Below are 16,858 nucleotides of genomic sequence, written 5' to 3'. Positions count from 1 at the left end.
CGCATATGCTGTTAACGTTTGTGCTGTTTACATCTGCGCTTTTGACATTTGTACGGTTAATACCAGTACAAGCAACTGCCGCGTCGCAATAGCGAACTGTGTAAAACAGAATGTTCAAACGCTCGGTTTGGCAAGCTCTCTTGTCGCTCCCTATATCTCTGTCTTTGTTGTCTTTTGGGGTACATTCAGAATCCATTGATGAGGCAAGCGAACTTTATCCAGCGCACATTGAGGTTCGAGTGGGGAGAGTGGGTGACAGTTTTTATCGCGTTATGATGGATGACTACGAAGAGCCGTTTATCTCGATCTCCAATGCGGCTTTTTATTTGTTAGAAATGAATGGCCAGTGTGATGAAAGCGGATACTGTGAAATCTACTTGCCACAAGATGTAGGGAGAGAATCGCCGCCGTATATCGTGGACACTCAGCAAGCCATTTGTTATCGCGATGACAACAATATCCAGACAATCAAATATGAAGTGATTGACTCGGAAACCTATATTCATTGGTATAGCTTGCAAGCCTGTATTCCGGCCAAAGTCCGTTGGGATATCGATGATTATCGGCTCACGGTCACGCCTGAATTCAGTTCCTTGACTGAACTCGAAGCGGTTATCTCTAAGATAAAGAGTGAATCTCGACAAAAAGCAGAAGACTTAAAACAGGCTGGCAATACCTCTGCGATTGAGCCACTGGCTAGCGTGGGGTTAGCGACTCGATTGGCAACCTCTGTTTATCAAGACAGTGAGACGGGCGCCGACATTTACGCTATCTCTGACACCATACTAACGACCGAAAATTCCCTGTCTCGGTTATCCATCGATACTCGCGAACAAAACCCCATCGTTTATTACAACATCGCGGTAGAAGCGCATGACGGCGAAGGCTCATTAGAAGTAGGGCATGTGTTGTTGGATGGCAGTGTTTTTACCGTCAATCAAACCTTAGAAGATGGCCTTTACTACACTAACCGAAAGCGTCAGTTGGAGTTTGGTAATCTGCAACTGGAGCGCACAACGCAACCTAATATCAGTGTCGATGTACTGGTAAATGGTATATATCAAAACACCTATCGCTCCGATGAATTTGGACGTTTTGTTGTCGAAGAAGACAATATTTCCCCTGGCGACACCATTAAGTTCCGCTATTACTTGTCCAAAGGTGTGTGGAGAGAAGAAGAGATTACGGTCGCGGGTTTAGAAGATGCATTCTTGCCTAGTAATGAGTGGGGCGTTGAAGTGGTTGGTAACGAAGGAGCCGACCGAGCGGGTGCAGTGTCACTGGAATATGGTTTGGCTGATTACTTCACGGTGGGCAGTGCTTTTATTAGGCAAGATGGAAAAGATCTTATCGGCTTGCAGGGACGATACTTACCAGCGCATTGGTTTGCTGGCCATATTGGTTGGCTCCCGGACTTTAATCGTTTTCCAATGGAGTTTGATGTTTTGCTGGGCAGCGACCAGTCTGCCTCTATTGAACTCAATAAAACTGACGAGTTGGATTTGGAGTCGATGGAATACGATGTGTTCAAATATAATCTGTCTCTTGCCAACATTACGGCATTTCTAACCGTGAGAAACGACGAAGATGAATTGAGTGTTGAGCCGAAACTGAATTCCAAGGTCTCGCGCAATCTGTTTCTCTCATATTCAGGTGATTATCGCTACACCAAGACTTCTCATCAAGATGACTATTTACACACCATTGGTTTAGCCAAAAGTGGTTTTTCAGACACGTCGTGGAATGTGTCAGGAACGGTCAATGGCTCTGGTCACCATGAACGCACAGAACTCTCTCTAAGGAATGCCTGCAAAGAATGTGTATTGGATCCGCTTAATGTTTTCCAAGAACTCACCACTAACGTATCAGCCCGATATCAAAAGCAGGATATCTCGTTTACTGCTTCGGTAGAAGCACGTGTGAATCCTTATTTCGTGTTCAAGTTAGAAGGAAATGAAGACAGATACGGCGTAGAAATGACCACTGAATTTGGCGCGAAAACCTATTTTGATGAGAACATCGGAGAGTTTGTTGAGTGGAATAAGTACAATCATTCAAAGCTAACTGGGCTTGTTTACGATCACCATAAACAGCCTATAGCCGGTGTTAGCCTACAAATACTCGATCAGCGAGCTGTCAGTGACTCGAAAGGTCGATTTGAATTCACCAGTGTTCCTGCCAGAGATAATCTACCTATTTATATAGATGAAGGCGCGCTCGACTTAAACCTGACGCCAATTCAAAACCCTGTGTTTGTGAATACCAAGCAAGTAGGCCTGACTCATGCTCATATTGAAATGGTGGTCTCTTTTGGTGTCGATGGTACGCTTGAAGGTACATTAGAAGACAATGCCTATTTGCACTTTAAGCACATACAAAAAGGCACCGAGTATTCGAGTGAGATCGAAAGCGATGGTTTCTATATGGTTGAAGGGCTCATCGCCGGGAAATACATTATCACCTTAGAAATGGGGGATAAACGATACGTACAAGGTGCCGATTTGGACGGGGATTTTTGGGTAAGCGACCTAACCTTTAACCTTATCGATTTTCATAAAGTGTATTAGGCCTGCTTAGTCTGTTTAATTTACATACCTTGCTTAATCATCTATTTGGGCTGCTTATTTTACTTAGCTTTTAGCTTACTTAGTCTGATGGAGGCGACAATATCAGCTTCATTTTTTGCCTCATGGTTAACTTTTGGTTTTTCAGATCTTTTAATATCGCCTTCCATTCCTGAAAGGTCACCGTGATCGGGTTAAAACTGTTTACGGGTTTAGTGACGCCGTAACGAACCGTTTCGACTTCAGGCTCAAACGTGCCGAACAGCTTGTCCCAAATGATCAGTACGCCCGCATAGTTTTTGTCGATGTATTGCGGATTTCTTCCGTGATGCACACGATGGTGAGAAGGAGTGTTAAAAATATACTCCAACGGGCCCAACCGTTTTATCCACTGTGTATGAACAAAGAACTGCAAACCTAGGTTGAGGAGCACAACGAAGATTACCCATTTTGGTTCGAATCCGATGATTACTAACGGCAACCAGAACAGCCACATCCCCGCGATTGGGTACATCAAGCTCTGGCGAAATGCGGTACTGAAGTTCATGTGTTCAGAACTGTGATGCGCCACATGGGCTGCCCACATCCAGCGAACTCGATGGCTTGCTCGATGGAACCAGTAATAGAAAAAGTCTTGTAGAACCACCAACACAATAAAACTTAGCACACCCATTTCGATGTCCATTAAGTGCCAACCAAATAGCCATAGATACAACTGAACCACTAACAAACCAGTTAATAAGTCCGAGAGTTGATGCATGCCTGCTAACACGAAGTTACACATCACTTCTGGCAGTTTGTATTGAGAATTATCCGGCAATCGGCCTTGTTTTTGGCCAATGAAATATTCGGCCAACATACAGATTACGAACAAAGGCGCTAAGACTAACAGCAGCCATTCTGGGTGATTGATCAATGAGTCGATGTCCATTCGCTAATCCTTGTGTCGCGATAGTTGTGTAATGTCTGACTGAGTTGATGAGTTGTTGAATTGGTTTACCGTGTTCCTTTTTTGGTAGAGACTTACCAACGAGTTACCAACGAGCAAAATGATCTTCGGTCAGGCCAAGCACATTGTCGATGTGATGGACGCTCCCATCGTTGTCTTCAATCGAACCAGAAAAGTGACCAATGAACTGGCGAAAGTTACTCTTTAGCAGCCATAAGTTGAGCTTTTCGCTGCGGTTATTCAGAGGCGTAAAGGTCAGGTTAATACGTCCATCTTGCGATGTGATCTGCCACGGTAAGTCGATGTCATCTCGATTGAATGTAAAGTTCGCTGGGTTAAGTAGGTGCCTTACACCATTCACCCATAATACATTCTCGCAACTTCCCGTTTCATTCACGCCCGCCGCTAGGTTCAAGCCAATACTTTTTCCGTTGATAAGCGTGTTGATGCTCGTCCAGCGCCAACAGGTTTCGCGCCTCATGTATCCCGCAGAAAAGTCATACCCCGCAAGCGCTTGTTCTAGGTTGATGGACTTGCTTTTAATTTTGATCTGACCCGTTACAGTCAAAGCATTGTGTTTTTGGGTGTAAGTCCAACCTGAATACCCCGTAGGGCTGCACATTGCCATCGGAAGACCGGTTTCATTTGAGACTAGAGTAATGTCGGCCTTGAGTAGTTTGGTATTGAGACGAACTCGCCATTCACCGTTGTTAATGTCGAAGACGATGCTTTGGTTAGCGATGCTGGTGGTTCCCTGAAAAGGAGATTGAGTCACTTGCTTATCAAACTCTAACGGCCTTAACCAAGAGCACTCGTCGAGTTGATTACTTTCAATATCGTATAGGTAAACAAAGGCGGAACTCAGATAACGAATATCAGCAATCGCGACCCCGATAACGTGAGTGGGCGTGACAATGCTGACAAACTGAAATTGTTTGTAGTGGAAGTGTTTTTGCCAAGCGTTGGCTTTTTTGTCCATTGTATTTCGATAGTCGAACTGTTCACTGTTTAGCGCTTTAGGCATGCCATCGAAGTGCCCAATAACGGCCTGACCATTTGAGTCAATGAGGCTAAGTGGTGCTGATTTGGTTTTTATCATCGCTCGTTTGTTCACATAAAATTAACAACCAGTGGTATTGTGATGCCTCAAGGGTTGAATTGGGAGGTCATGTTCGGACAAGAGTTAGCGATGAATCACGTCTTTGCTATGACATCGTTGTTATGATCGGCGAAGCTTGAGTGCTTATATGGAAAGTAAATTGGAAATTATTGCTGAATACATGCCAACAGAACATCGACATCAGTTGGGAACATTAGATATAGCGCTGCTGTTGAATACCTTAGAGCAACGAGGTATCGATATTGAAAGGCTACTCATGGATGTGGGTTTAGAAACCATGGATTGGCGAGACCCGAATGGAAAACTGACTTACGCTGATAAGCTTTCGTTGTTTAGCGCGGCTAATCAGAGTTTTCCGCACGATGGTTTAGGGCTTTGGTTGGGAGAACATGCCAGCTTGAGCCACTTTGGTGTGTTGGGTTATGCGCTATCAACTAGTCAAAATGTCGGGGAGGCAATCAAGTCGGGCTTTAAGTATTTGCGCCTGAATGGCCCTATATTCTCAGTGAAATTGTTTCTAGATTCCGAGCAAGCGGTGATTCAGATTGAGAACACATTGGAAGTGGGCGATCTCCTTCCTTTCTGCAGTGAGTACTTCTTAAGTTCAATCGTCTCTTTGTTCAAAGAACTGACTGGTCATGAGTTGGATATTCAAACTTTGGCTTTGCCTTATGTTCGCCCTAATTACGCCAAGCTCTATGACGAGCGTTTCCTGTGCCCGGTGATTTTTGAACAAAACCATTGTGAACTGCGTTTTGATGCGTCGGTATTGTCTCAAACGTTGCTTACTCACGATGCCGCGACACTCAAGCGTTATCTGGTGTCTTGCCAGTCCATAGTGGAGACGCTCGATTCAAAACATTTACTCACTAATCAGATCAAAACGATCTTCTATCAGACCGCCGGTAGCTTTCCGACTATTGAGCAACTGGCTGACGAGTTTGGCTGTAGTTCTCGCACACTCAGGCGTGAATTGACCAACTATGGTTCAAGTTATCAAGTATTGCTTACCGAAGTTCGAGTGGAGTTAGCCAAAGAACTGCTGCTCGGCACTACCATGAGCATTGATGATATAGGGGATAGGTTAGGTTACAGCGACCCCGCAAATTTTAGACGGGCATTCAAACGTTGGCTGAACAAAACACCGGCTCAGTTTCGTTCAGCGACTAAGAATTAACTTGGCGAACAAAGAATAAATAGGGACTCAGGATTGAGCTCTCTAGTGACCCCCCTTTATTGCTCCCTATTGACCAGAGAAGAACGACTCACGAAATTCAGAGACTTCTTTTTGATAGTAATCACCCCACGCTTGGCTATCCCAGTTTGAATGGCTTCCTGAGCGTTGCGAATCTAACGTTGCCTTGAACGCATCGAACTCTTGATGATAATCAAGAACCGTTTGTGTTTGTTGTTCGACTTGCTGCTCTCTGGCTTGGATACTTGATGTTTGCTCATCGTCCAAGTAGGTGTGTTGGAGCTCTGTTTTGATGGTGTTCATTTGAGATGGCGTATAGCTATCGGGAATCAGTGATACCGCGAGCTCGTATTGCTGAGCGGGTGTTTCGGTGTTTAAGGTTGTGGTGTCACTTTGCCAGTTGCTGATTAAGCTTTGGTAATGTTCGACAAAGTCATCAGCATCCACTTCTGTGAACTGATTTGTGCTCAAGGTGAAATCTAAATGCGTAAACTGATCAGAAAAAAGCTGGTGGGCGAGTTCTCCCCACACTTGTTCGGCCGCTTGTTTGAACAGGCCGACACGCTGTTCAAGTGAATCTAATGACTCCAAGGCTATCGAACTCTCCATCACTTGCCACTCTTGAGAAGTTTGTGGGTAGTGGCTCAACAATTGAAACCATTCCGCGGGAACTTGTTCTTTAAGCTGCGCCAGTTGTTGTTTGCAGTTGTTATCTCGTGTGCACTGAATCCAAAAACTATCGAGCTCGTTCATCAATGCTTGGCCTTGCAATGAAACGAAGTCTTCTAGTGAAACCAGAGTCTCGGCAATGCCAGTATCTTTTTCTCGTTCGCCTTTGTGTTTCTGTTTGTTATTCGCGCTAACTTCGGTAGGTTTGGCATTGCCAGGCTCTGTATTTCCAACCCCTGTATTATCGGAACTCATCGGGGTAGCCAAGGCACGGTCATTGGCGCTCTCCGTTTGGGTGAATTCGGTCGCTGGCGTGTTCGTTAATTTAGACGACCATGTGTAGCCAATCATGCTCGTCACTAGGACGAGCATGATGATTAAGATAACTCGATGCATTATTGATTCACCGGATTACTTGATAACAGCGCTGACAGGAAAGTGGTCAGATAGGTTGTAGTGCTTCCACAGCTCACTGCTGGTTGAACGCGGTACGTCCACACGGTTGTCGTTATGCGTTTTAACTGTGTATTCCGAACTTACGACCACGTAATCAAGGTATTCGACGTTTTCGCCACCCGACATAGGTTCGCCCGCAAAGTTATTGATACGAGGATCGAAAGTCGAAGCGGTATAACCAGAATACTGAGGTTCGCTTGCTTGGAGGTTGGCTAACATCTGTTGATAGTCATCTGGAAATTTGATCTTGTTAACGTTGAAGTCACCACTGTAGACCACAGTTTCAGACGTTGGGATATTCAAAGATTGAGCCAGTTTTCGCATCTGTTTGAACTGACGTTGTCGATAGTCACGCGCGGTATCGGTGTCAAATGATGCGGTGTGAGTACCAAACACGTGGTACGCCTGACCATTTTTGATGACCTCAGCGTAGTTAACCCCTTTGTCAGCGAAACAATCGGTGCCCGTGCAATCAGGGAAAACGTACTGAGCTTCATTAACGATGGGATAACGGCTGACGATGATCACGCCACCGTCGTAAATGTTGACGCCATCTTTATTCAGCATTTTGGTTTGATAAGGGTATTCTTTGGCAAGCTCTCGCAAAAACTCATCTCGTCCATTGGCGAAGACTTCTTGAAGTGCCAAGACGTCGTAGCCTTTTACATACTCTGGGATCAGGTCGTAACGGTCACCAATATGTGAAGCGATAACCGGTAACGCCCAGATGTTGTAAGTCATCACTTTCAAAGTGTTGGCGTCAGGCTCTGGCTGTTCATCCACTTTCTGTGGGGTGATGGTGTAGTAAATATCATCGTAGCGTGCGGTGTTGTCAGCTTTCAGTGCCAGTTCGGTATTGATATCGAAAGCATCGGTTGAGCTGCGGTGAATGTTACGGTCATCGTACAGTGTTAAATCAACATCGGATGCACTTAAACCATGTTGTAGTGACGAGTTATACCAATGTCCTTTCATGGTTTGGTTTAGCGTAACATTTTCTCCAACGGTGTTAGAAATCACAGTGTCGAACTCATATGTTTTTCCAGATTTTACACCCGTCCAACGATTGAAGCTGATTAGCTTTTTGGTCTCCCAAGGTCCAATCTTTTCCGCATGTTGTTGCCATTCGTTGCCAAGCTCTAGTAAGTCTGTACCAGTGTGATGGGTTTGAATGGTCATCTCTTGATTGGTGTTGTTGGTGAGATATACGTCCGTGTCTGCGATCGCAGAGGTAGAGGCTATTGATGTTGATGCCACAATTGCAGCTAACCAAGTCCATTGAGTTTTCATATTTTACATTATCCTTATTGATTGATGTCTAGGATAACGTAGTCAAGAGTTATGACATTGGAGTTATAACTCTATGGTAATTATCCAGATATGAGATATATGCCATGCTTTTATAAAATTGCTTACTCATTGAAAATGAACATATTGCTTTGTTGGAATGATAAGTGATACGCGCGTACGCTAACAAACAGAGGAATGATTTGTATCTGCGGGTAAGTCATTGTTGGTGTGTTTTCTTGGAAATCACAGGTCGGAAAATAACCAAAAGTGGATGCTGTGAATCACGGTAAGGGATAACGCTAACAGCCTTGCTCTATCAGCATAAATTTTGCCATTGTTCAGTAAACAGATTCCTCAAAAACAGGTATGATAGTGTCGTTTTTAATCCTGAACTGGGAAAGTCATGGCAAAGTTAACACTCCAAGAGCAAATGCTTAAAGCTGGCTTGGTAAATGAGAAAAAATTAAAGAAGGCGAAGAAGGGCTCTAAAAAGTCTCGCGTTCAGTCTCGTGAAGCAAAAGCGGCAGCAGAAGAAACAAAACTGGCGCAGCAAGCGAAAGACAAAGAGCTAAACCAACAGTTGAAAGAACAGCAGTTGAGCAAAGAAATTAAAGCTCAAGTGAAGCAACTGATTGAGATGAACAAGATCGAACAGAAAAATGGTGAGATCAAATACAACTTCACCGATGGTACTGTGGTTAAATACCTTTACGTAGAAGATCTGACTCAAAAGCAACTAAGTAAAGGTATTCTGAGTATTGCTCGCCAAGGCGAAAGCTATGTTGTTATTCCTACTGCGGTAGCGAACAAGATAGCAATGCGTGACGAAGAATCTATCGTTGATACTCAAGCTTCAAGCTCTGATGAAGTAGACGAAGATGACCCGTACAAAGACTTCGTGATCCCAGATGATCTAATGTGGTAATTCGCTTTACTTAGCTACAGCCCATTGGCGAGCTAGCGTAACGTCGAGATTCACAGTTTTATCTACAGGATCTAAGAATGCAGCGAACAATCACTCGATTGTCGCTGCATTTTTTTTGGTGCGAAGTGACTTCAATAATTCTTCAATTACTTCAAGCACGTCAACTACTTCAACAGTTATCCAAGAACGCCTAGCGTTCGGAGATTTCGTAAACAAGGTTATCACCTACGCGTGAATGCTCAGCAATACCAAAATTAGTGCTTTGCTCGTGTTGGTCATAACCATCGAAGTAACAGTCGCCAATTTCATTACGAGGGCAAACGTGAATGTGGTCTTTGATGACCAATTCGGTAGAACAACATGGGCAATGTTTGATATGTCCACTTAATCCAATAGATCTATTTGGTTTCATACATCCTCCTGATAGGCACTGTAAGTTAGTTGCCTATTTGCCCCCTAAGTTACGCAAATTAATGTGTCGTTATGATTTCATTTTTAAGTCAATGAAAAACGATTCAGAGAGTGAATGTTTTGGGTGCGATTGTCGATCCATTACCAAGAAAGTATGCGATGAATAAAGCCCAGAGAGAGGGCAATGGGCTTGGAAAAGTTTCAGTTTTTGTTTATATAACTTACTGTTGAGTTGAATTAATCATAAGTTGAGCACCTTGGTATCCCAATTGGGCTAGGGCTTCAGCATCAAAGTCAGTGACAATTCGAATGTCGCCAGCATGATAGGTGTTGTGGTTGTTTAATGTTGTCATCACATCGAATGAGTCTACAGAGTGCTGCTCTCCAATATCGATCATGCCTGAATATAGAGATTCAGCATTAAACTGACCAGATACGTAAGAATAGAATGGACGTACGCTTGCTCCGGCGGCATATTGCATGCTGCCCAGCCCATTGGCATTGATTGCCCAACTCCAGTCCCACCATTTCATCTCTCCAGGAATATAGCGGTGATCCCATTGGTAACGGATATTCGCTTGTTCTTCGCTATTGGTTCCCATGGTGAAGGTATGCGAGATCGTAGGTCGGTTTGTTGGGTGAGAACTCAGTGCATTACCGCTGTATCTCAGGAAACCCGTGAAGTTAACGTCGTAACTCATGTTTGCTTTGATTCGGTACGGGTAAGAAATGCTTGAGCGGAAAAGCTCGACTTGAAAGGGCAACACTGAATTGCTAGGCACGGTGATGATGGCTTGCAGTTCAGTTGATTCAGAGCGAGAGCCACTATTAGTATTTGAGAAGTGTTGGCCTTTTTCTAGAACCACTGTTACCTCCGTTTTACCGACTTGTGGCCAACTAAAGTTCTCGGTAACGGCGACTGAACCTGAAAGTTCAAAGCGGTTGGTTTTACGCCAATGTGTGGATTGCTCGAAACTAAGGTTAACGACGACCTGTTTAGGTTCATCACTTTCGTTGATCGCGTAAGCTGATACCGTTTTGATGAGTTCTTGGTTGGGCTCGTTGACCAAACCATGGCTAAATGCTGCGCCATCTAAGGTGTAGGAAAAGTTATCGATCGTGATTGCGGTTTTTTGATCGCAACGGTCACTTGTGCAGGTTCCATCACTGTTCCCTTTAATCTCCCAACCGTGGCTGAGCTGTTTGATTGCCATGTCTTGGCCAACATAGCGCCCATTGTCTCCGCCAACCCAAGCGAAACCCAGGTTATGAGCCAAGTAACTCAGTGGCCTAATGAAGCTTGCATGGTCATTCACTAAGGCTTTTTGAACATCTAGGTTGTTAGCTTCTTGAATCGCCTGATCTTCGTAATAAGGCAGACCTGCATCTGGGGTATCCGGATAGCACCAAGTGTTGTCGCTTGATTGCCCTTGTTTTATTAGGCCGTGATAACCAGACCCCATGATCACCCAATCGTCTTTAAGGCCTGTAATTTCCCACACGCTCATACGAGATATCAGGGCTGTTTTATGTTCTTGAGCTTCTGTATTAGTGAGTGGGCGATAAGCGGAGCGGCAGGTATCTTCGCCGAGCTTATCTAAGACGATTTGGTCTGAGTATATCTTTGCATAAGTGGTAAAGATATTAAAGATAGGGCAGTGGTGAATAGAATGATTTTACTGACGTTGAGCATAAATAAGTTCCTAAGTGCCATTATTTGGCTATTTTTATTGGATTCGATTTATTAGATCTTATAGGTGTTTTTAAAAGCCGAGGGTGACTAGCGGGGTGTACCTTGTCATATAAAACAATGCCAAAAATACTGAAATGAATTGAAAATAAATCCTTATAAATATCAGTTAGCTACAATAATGAACTTGTTATTTGAGAGCCGTTTATCTTGAGGTGTTCGGGTACTTTCAGTCCTTTGAATAGTGAGTGTTTAATTTTCAAGTATTTAACGTTATACAGACTGAGGTTCGTCAGTTTATTAACGACGTCTATTCGTCATCTTTATTCGTAATGTGATTGGTGAAGTGACAAAGAATAGCGGAAGGAAGTTTGAACCAATGACGAGTGTTTGTAGCGGTCGTGTTTGTAGTGATAGGCAGGATCAAAAATGCAGCAAACAACCTTTCGATTGTTGCTGCATTTTTAGTTTGTAAAACTTTAACTTAACTAAAATCAACGACTTAATGAATTAGGAGAAAGCGATTAAGCATCACCGGGCTTTTCTCGCTTACTGTTCCAACCCATGAAGTTGTAGATGTTGTATCGAGCAAAGCCTAATTGCTCATGTAAAGCAAAGTCGGTCACCGCGAAGTTATACCACAATGGCAGCCATGAAATCTGAGCCGCCATATAATCGGCTCTCACTGGAATAACATTTAAGCCGAAGTGGTTGAAGTAGAGCTCGCTACGGCGAATATGTAGGCCCGATGAAACAAGAACAATGTTGTTGAATTTGTGATGCTTCATTAGGTCGCTAGTCAGCTGAGCATTTTTCCACGTGTTGACGCTGTTAGGCTCTTGGATAAGGTCGTCCATCGGTACGCCAAGCCTAAGCAGTTGTTGCTCATAGATTTCAGCTTCAGTTACGCCGTTGTTCTGAGCATCGCCACCACTAATGATCACTTTGCATGTGGTTTGAGCTTTCGCACAATCTTTATATTGGCTAGCGGTTTCATTGATTCTTCCGTAAGAGAAGAAGGTCGGCTCGAATTCGCTAGTACTTTTGATTAACTGAGTGCCAGCACCGAGTAGAACAATTGCGTTATTTGAAGACCATTGAATGTCAGGTTTACCTTCATAATCGGCCTGTAGGTCGTTTAATAAGTAACGAGGAATTAGACCTGAACCAATCAACGCAAATGACGAGATAAGAACAAGGAACAAAAAATAAGAGGTCTTACGCCATTGAAGTAAGCGTGTGATGCCAACGAACAGCAGAATAAGTAATAGTATAATAAAGCTCATGAGGATCCTGTTATCGAACTGGTGCCAAGCTGATGTAGCATATTGAAGCGTCGCATCATATATCACTTATGTTGATAGTTAATAGCTAACTCATTGTATTATTGAACAAATGCACGATTTATTTCTATAAAATATTAAAGTCGGTAAAAGTACGAACAAAAACGCTTTATTATTGTTCGATTACTCCTTTTTAAATATATGCATATAAACTGTGAGGGTTATGCCTAACCTTTTGTCATGCTATTTAAATTCCCAGTCATCAATTTTCCTACACGTCAAATTATCAACTGGCTAAACTCAAACCATCAAAGTAATGCTGAACGAATTTAATGAACACTTGATGTTTCTTGGCTGGATAAATCACTTGAGGGTAGAACAAATAAATACTGTTGCCTTGTTGTAGGCACTCATCGGGTAGTACTTGTTCTAATTCTCCACGCTGGATCTCTTTCGCAACGTAATAGCTCGCGATACGAATGATGCCGTTTCCTGCCATTGCTTGTTGTTTGAGTAAGTGGTTGTCATTGCTAGAAAGCCAACCTGAGACATTAAGGTTGGCCGATTTTAAAGGCCACTGCGTTTGATGCAATGTCGCCAAACATTGGTGGTCGTTTAAGTCTTGAGCACTTGCTGGGCGACCAAACTGATCGAGATAGCCGGGCGTTGCGACTAAATCATGCTGATAAGCAATTAAGCGTTTTGCCACCATGTTTTCAGGTGGTGTATTAGTCGCGCGAAAGGCGATGTCGATATCGTCTTGGTTAAGGTTATAGTTGGTGTAACTGCTGTTTATTTCAAAACGGATTTCTGGATATTGCTGCTTGAAACGTTGGCAGATATCGAACAGGAATACCTCTGAAAACATCTTTGGTGCCGTTAAGCGTAACGTGCCTTTTACTATGTCGTGTTGCTCAGAAACACTGCGTTCGAGCTGCAACACTTGAGAACGAATCGTTAAGCCTTGTTGCAACGCGCGTTCGCCTTCTTGGGTTAAGCGCACACTGCGTGTGGTTCTGACTAAAAGAGGGCACTGTAAGTCGTTTTCTAAACGCTTGATTTGTTCTGAAAGGTAGCTTTTTGATATGCCGAGCTTTTCTGCTGCTTTGGTAAAGTTGAGCTGCTGAGCAAGTTCTACAAATAGGATCAGTCGTTCTATTCTTTTGTGCTCGTTCATTCACGTATTCCTTCAAAGCCATTACAATTCCATTGTTCGCCATACAGAACAATCATTTCGTAACTAGCATATTCTGTTTTTTCAAAAGAACAATATGATAGGAACATATTTCTTGGCAATAAACCTTCTAAGTGAGAACTGATATGACGAACAGTATTGAATCAACGAACAAAACGGATGGCAAAAAGATTCCGTTATCCATCCATCTCCCAAATGTCGGTCGAATTGCCTATGGCTGCATGGGCTTAGGAGGCGGTTGGAATGATAATCCTGTTTCCGCAACAGATGTAGCTCAAGCTCGTAGCGTTATAGACACGGCACTAGAGTCCGGTATTAATCTGTTCGACCATGCTGATATTTATACGTTTACTAAAGCCGAACAAGCGTTTGGCCAAGCAATGCAGCAAGCACCAGAGTTACGTGATCAGATGTTCGTTCAATCTAAGTGCGGCATTCGTTTTGAAGGTGAGGGCAATGTTGGTCGCTATGATTTCTCGGCAGATTGGGTTAGCCAATCGGTAGAGGGCATCTTGAATCGTTTGAATACAGAAAAACTCGATGTGCTGTTACTACATCGCCCTGACCCCTTGATGGAACTTGATGAACTGGCAAGAACACTTGAGAACCTGAAAGCACAAGGCCAGGTCGACTTCTTTGGCGTGTCGAATATGAACAGCCACCAAATCCAGTATCTACAATCTGCGTTAGGCCAGCCTATTGTCGCGAATCAAGTTGAGATGAGCTTAGCCAAACTGGATTGGTTGAATGATGGGGTGATGATTAATTCGCAAGGCCACCATCAATCTGACTTTGCGGCAGGCACACTAGAACATTGCCAAATGAATAACATCCAACTGCAAGCTTGGGGCTGTTTGGCACAAGGCCGATTTGCTGAGCAAGGTTTGTATTCAGAACATGAAAATGTGAAAAAGACTGCGCACTATGTGGCTCAATTAGCGAATCAATACGGCGTTGAAAGTGAAGCGATTGTGTTGGCGTTTTTACTTCGTCACCCGGCAAGCATTCAACCCGTTATTGGCACGACTAATCTAGAGCGAATCAAAGCTTCATCAGTAGCGACTCAGATACATCTGTCTCGTGAAGAGTGGTACAAGTTATACGTGTATTCACGTGGTCAGGCATTGCCTTAAGGATTGGACATGTTGAATCAGAAAATCGCGCAGCAATTAATTAGTGTTGCTTTAGAGACCGCAGAAAATAACCAACAAACGATTGCAGTCAGTGTGTGCGATACACATGGTGAGTTGTTGGCTTTTTTACGAATGGATAATGTGAGTGTACAAGCGGGATTGCTAGCACAAAACAAAGCCTATACATCTGCGAGGGACAGACAACCGAGTGGTAATTTAGGTGCTTGGGCGAGAGAAACTGGAAAAGATCTGAGTTATTGGACTGACCCAAAGATCACCGGTTTTAAAGGTGGTGTTCCAATCCAACATCAAGGGCAGGTGATAGGTGCAATTGGTATCAGCGGATTGAGCGAAGATAACGATGAAGCACTGGCTGAGAAAGTGATTCAACTTGTGCTGTAAGCGCTATTTTTGACTAAGTGACTAAGTGACTAAGTGACTAAGTGACTAAGTGACTAAGTGACTAAGTGACTAAGTGACTAAAGACAGGAACGACAGATAATAAAAAACCGACGCATGGGCATCGGTTTTTAATGGTCGAGCTGTTTGATTCAGAATTAAGCGTTCGCTTGCTCTAAATCTTGTTGCTTGTCTTTCTTACCCATTAGGCGGCTTGTAATCGTACCGGCTGTCATTGCACCAGATACGTTAAGCGCTGTACGTGCCATATCGATAAGAGGTTCGATAGAGATAAGCAGTGCTGCAATTGTTACTGGAAGGCCCATCGCGGGTAGTACAATAAGTGCAGCGAATGTTGCACCGCCACCCACACCTGCGATACCGAAAGAGCTCACTGTGATAATGGCAATTAGAGACAGAATGAAGTTGATGTCCATTGGGTCGATACCAACCGTAGGCGCAACCATGACGGCTAGCATTGCAGGGTAGATACCCGCACAACCATTCTGACCAATTGTTGCTCCGAAAGTTGCAGACAGGTTAGCAATCGCTGGTGGCACATTTAGCTTAGTGATTTGAGCTTCAACGTTCAGTGGAATCGTGGCTGCAGAACTGCGCGAGGTGAAAGCAAATGTCAGTACAGGCCAGATTTTTTGGAAGTACTCTTTCGGGTTTACACCAACAAAAGAGACCAGCACACCGTGGACAACGAACATCAGGATGATTGCTACGTAAGAAGCAACGATGAAACCCAGTAAGCTTAGGATGTCTGAAGCACTTGATGTAGCAACTACTTTCGCCATTAACGCAGCGATGCCGTATGGCGTCAGTGCCATAATCATCTTAACTAAGCGCATCACGATAGATTGAGCGGCTTCAACGAAAGTGCGGATTGGTGATTCTAGCTCTTCTTTTTCTGCCATTACCTTGCGTGCAGCGATACCTGTGAGCACACCAAAGATAACCACCGCAATGATTGAAGTAGAACGAGCGCCTGTTAGGTCTGCAAACGGGTTAGTCGGAATGAAGCTAACTAACATTTGTGGAATTGTTAGGTCAGACACGCTGCCCATGCGGCTTTCTAATGTTGCGATACGAGCTGTTTCACGAGCACCTTCTGTTAAGCCTTCTGCCGAAAGACCGAATGCTTGAGCGACGGCAATACCCACAATCGCAGAAATCGCTGTTGTTACTAGCAATACCGAAATCGTAATGCCGGAAATCTTACCCAGCGAGCCACCTTTTTCAAGCTTCACGACTGCCGCGATCATTGAAACTAAGACTAATGGCATGATCACCATTTTCAGTAGGCCGACATAACCACTGCCAACAACGTTTACCCAATCCAAAGTTTCTTTGACGGCTGGGTTGCCTTCACCCAGTAGCAGCTGTAAGCCTAATCCGAAAGCGCTACCAAAAACCAAACCTAATAGAACGAGGCGAGAAAGCGTGTTTTCTTTTTTCTGCTGTCCGTAGAGAAAGAAGAGGATACCAGTGAATACCGCTAAGGCAGCGATAGCTGAAAATGACATTTGTTTTCCTTATGAATTTCTTTAAATCGATAGGGCGCTTAGATATA

The 16,858-nt window shown here is 43.8% G+C and carries 13 protein-coding genes and 1 pseudogene; 5 read left to right on the top strand and 9 right to left on the bottom strand.

What is annotated here, in order from left to right:
• The first annotated feature begins 110 nt into the window (after nt 1–110).
• Complete coding sequence (locus OCV36_RS08895; RefSeq protein ID WP_135454848.1) at nt 111–2,567, top strand: carboxypeptidase-like regulatory domain-containing protein; 2,457 nt, start codon at nt 111–113, stop codon at nt 2,565–2,567.
• 79 nt (nt 2,568–2,646) lie between these two features.
• On the opposite strand, the gene OCV36_RS08890 is transcribed toward OCV36_RS08895, so the two are convergent.
• Both OCV36_RS08890 and OCV36_RS08885 read right to left on the bottom strand, forming a co-directional pair.
• A complete protein-coding gene (locus tag OCV36_RS08890) occupies nt 2,647–3,495 on the bottom strand; it encodes a sterol desaturase family protein (protein WP_135454846.1) in 849 nt (282 codons plus the stop codon).
• 103 nt (nt 3,496–3,598) lie between these two features.
• Nucleotides 3,599–4,612, bottom strand: coding sequence for a DUF2804 domain-containing protein (locus OCV36_RS08885; protein WP_135454844.1), 1,014 nt, complete (start codon nt 4,610–4,612; stop codon nt 3,599–3,601).
• Between the two features lie 160 nt (nt 4,613–4,772).
• Here OCV36_RS08885 and OCV36_RS08880 point away from each other — a divergent pair, with 160 nt between their 5' ends.
• Complete coding sequence (locus tag OCV36_RS08880) at nt 4,773–5,810, top strand: AraC family transcriptional regulator (protein ID WP_135455089.1); 1,038 nt, start codon at nt 4,773–4,775, stop codon at nt 5,808–5,810.
• A gap of 66 nt (nt 5,811–5,876) precedes the next feature.
• Here OCV36_RS08880 and OCV36_RS08875 read toward each other — a convergent pair whose 3' ends face one another.
• Both OCV36_RS08875 and OCV36_RS08870 read right to left on the bottom strand, forming a co-directional pair.
• Nucleotides 5,877–6,893 (bottom strand): chromosome partitioning protein ParA, encoded by a 1,017-nt coding sequence (locus tag OCV36_RS08875; RefSeq protein ID WP_135454842.1) that lies wholly within the window; start codon nt 6,891–6,893, stop codon nt 5,877–5,879.
• Between the two features lie 15 nt (nt 6,894–6,908).
• Complete coding sequence (locus OCV36_RS08870) at nt 6,909–8,243, bottom strand: sphingomyelin phosphodiesterase (protein ID WP_135454840.1); 1,335 nt, start codon at nt 8,241–8,243, stop codon at nt 6,909–6,911.
• Nucleotides 8,244–8,646: 403 nt separating this feature from the next.
• Here OCV36_RS08870 and OCV36_RS08865 point away from each other — a divergent pair, with 403 nt between their 5' ends.
• Complete coding sequence (locus OCV36_RS08865) at nt 8,647–9,168, top strand: DUF2058 domain-containing protein (RefSeq protein ID WP_017075107.1); 522 nt, start codon at nt 8,647–8,649, stop codon at nt 9,166–9,168.
• Between the two features lie 190 nt (nt 9,169–9,358).
• On the opposite strand, the gene OCV36_RS08860 is transcribed toward OCV36_RS08865, so the two are convergent.
• The 4 genes and pseudogenes from OCV36_RS08860 to OCV36_RS08845 form a co-directional block, all read right to left on the bottom strand.
• Nucleotides 9,359–9,580, bottom strand: a complete 222-nt coding sequence (locus tag OCV36_RS08860; protein WP_135454838.1) for a hypothetical protein — start codon at nt 9,578–9,580, stop codon at nt 9,359–9,361.
• Between the two features lie 220 nt (nt 9,581–9,800).
• Nucleotides 9,801–11,272: pseudogene (locus OCV36_RS08855) on the bottom strand (aerolysin family beta-barrel pore-forming toxin).
• 521 nt (nt 11,273–11,793) lie between these two features.
• Nucleotides 11,794–12,555, bottom strand: a complete 762-nt coding sequence (locus tag OCV36_RS08850) for a YdcF family protein (RefSeq protein ID WP_135454836.1) — start codon at nt 12,553–12,555, stop codon at nt 11,794–11,796.
• Between the two features lie 283 nt (nt 12,556–12,838).
• The gene (locus tag OCV36_RS08845) at nt 12,839–13,729 is read right to left on the bottom strand and encodes a LysR family transcriptional regulator (protein ID WP_135454834.1); all 891 of its coding nucleotides are present in this window, start codon (nt 13,727–13,729) and stop codon (nt 12,839–12,841) included.
• A gap of 143 nt (nt 13,730–13,872) precedes the next feature.
• On the opposite strand from OCV36_RS08845, the gene OCV36_RS08840 reads away from it, so the two are divergent.
• Together OCV36_RS08840 and OCV36_RS08835 are read left to right on the top strand one after the other, a co-directional pair.
• Nucleotides 13,873–14,880 (top strand): aldo/keto reductase, encoded by a 1,008-nt coding sequence (locus OCV36_RS08840; protein ID WP_135454832.1) that lies wholly within the window; start codon nt 13,873–13,875, stop codon nt 14,878–14,880.
• 9 nt (nt 14,881–14,889) lie between these two features.
• Nucleotides 14,890–15,282, top strand: coding sequence for a GlcG/HbpS family heme-binding protein (locus tag OCV36_RS08835; protein ID WP_135454830.1), 393 nt, complete (start codon nt 14,890–14,892; stop codon nt 15,280–15,282).
• Nucleotides 15,283–15,437: 155 nt separating this feature from the next.
• On the opposite strand, the gene OCV36_RS08830 is transcribed toward OCV36_RS08835, so the two are convergent.
• Nucleotides 15,438–16,811 (bottom strand): L-cystine transporter, encoded by a 1,374-nt coding sequence (locus OCV36_RS08830; RefSeq protein WP_017075100.1) that lies wholly within the window; start codon nt 16,809–16,811, stop codon nt 15,438–15,440.
• Nucleotides 16,812–16,858: the final 47 nt, after the last annotated feature.

Source organism: Vibrio echinoideorum, assembly GCF_024347455.1.
Classification (GTDB): domain Bacteria; phylum Pseudomonadota; class Gammaproteobacteria; order Enterobacterales; family Vibrionaceae; genus Vibrio; species Vibrio echinoideorum.
This window is presented reverse-complemented; position numbering and strand designations above follow the sequence as displayed.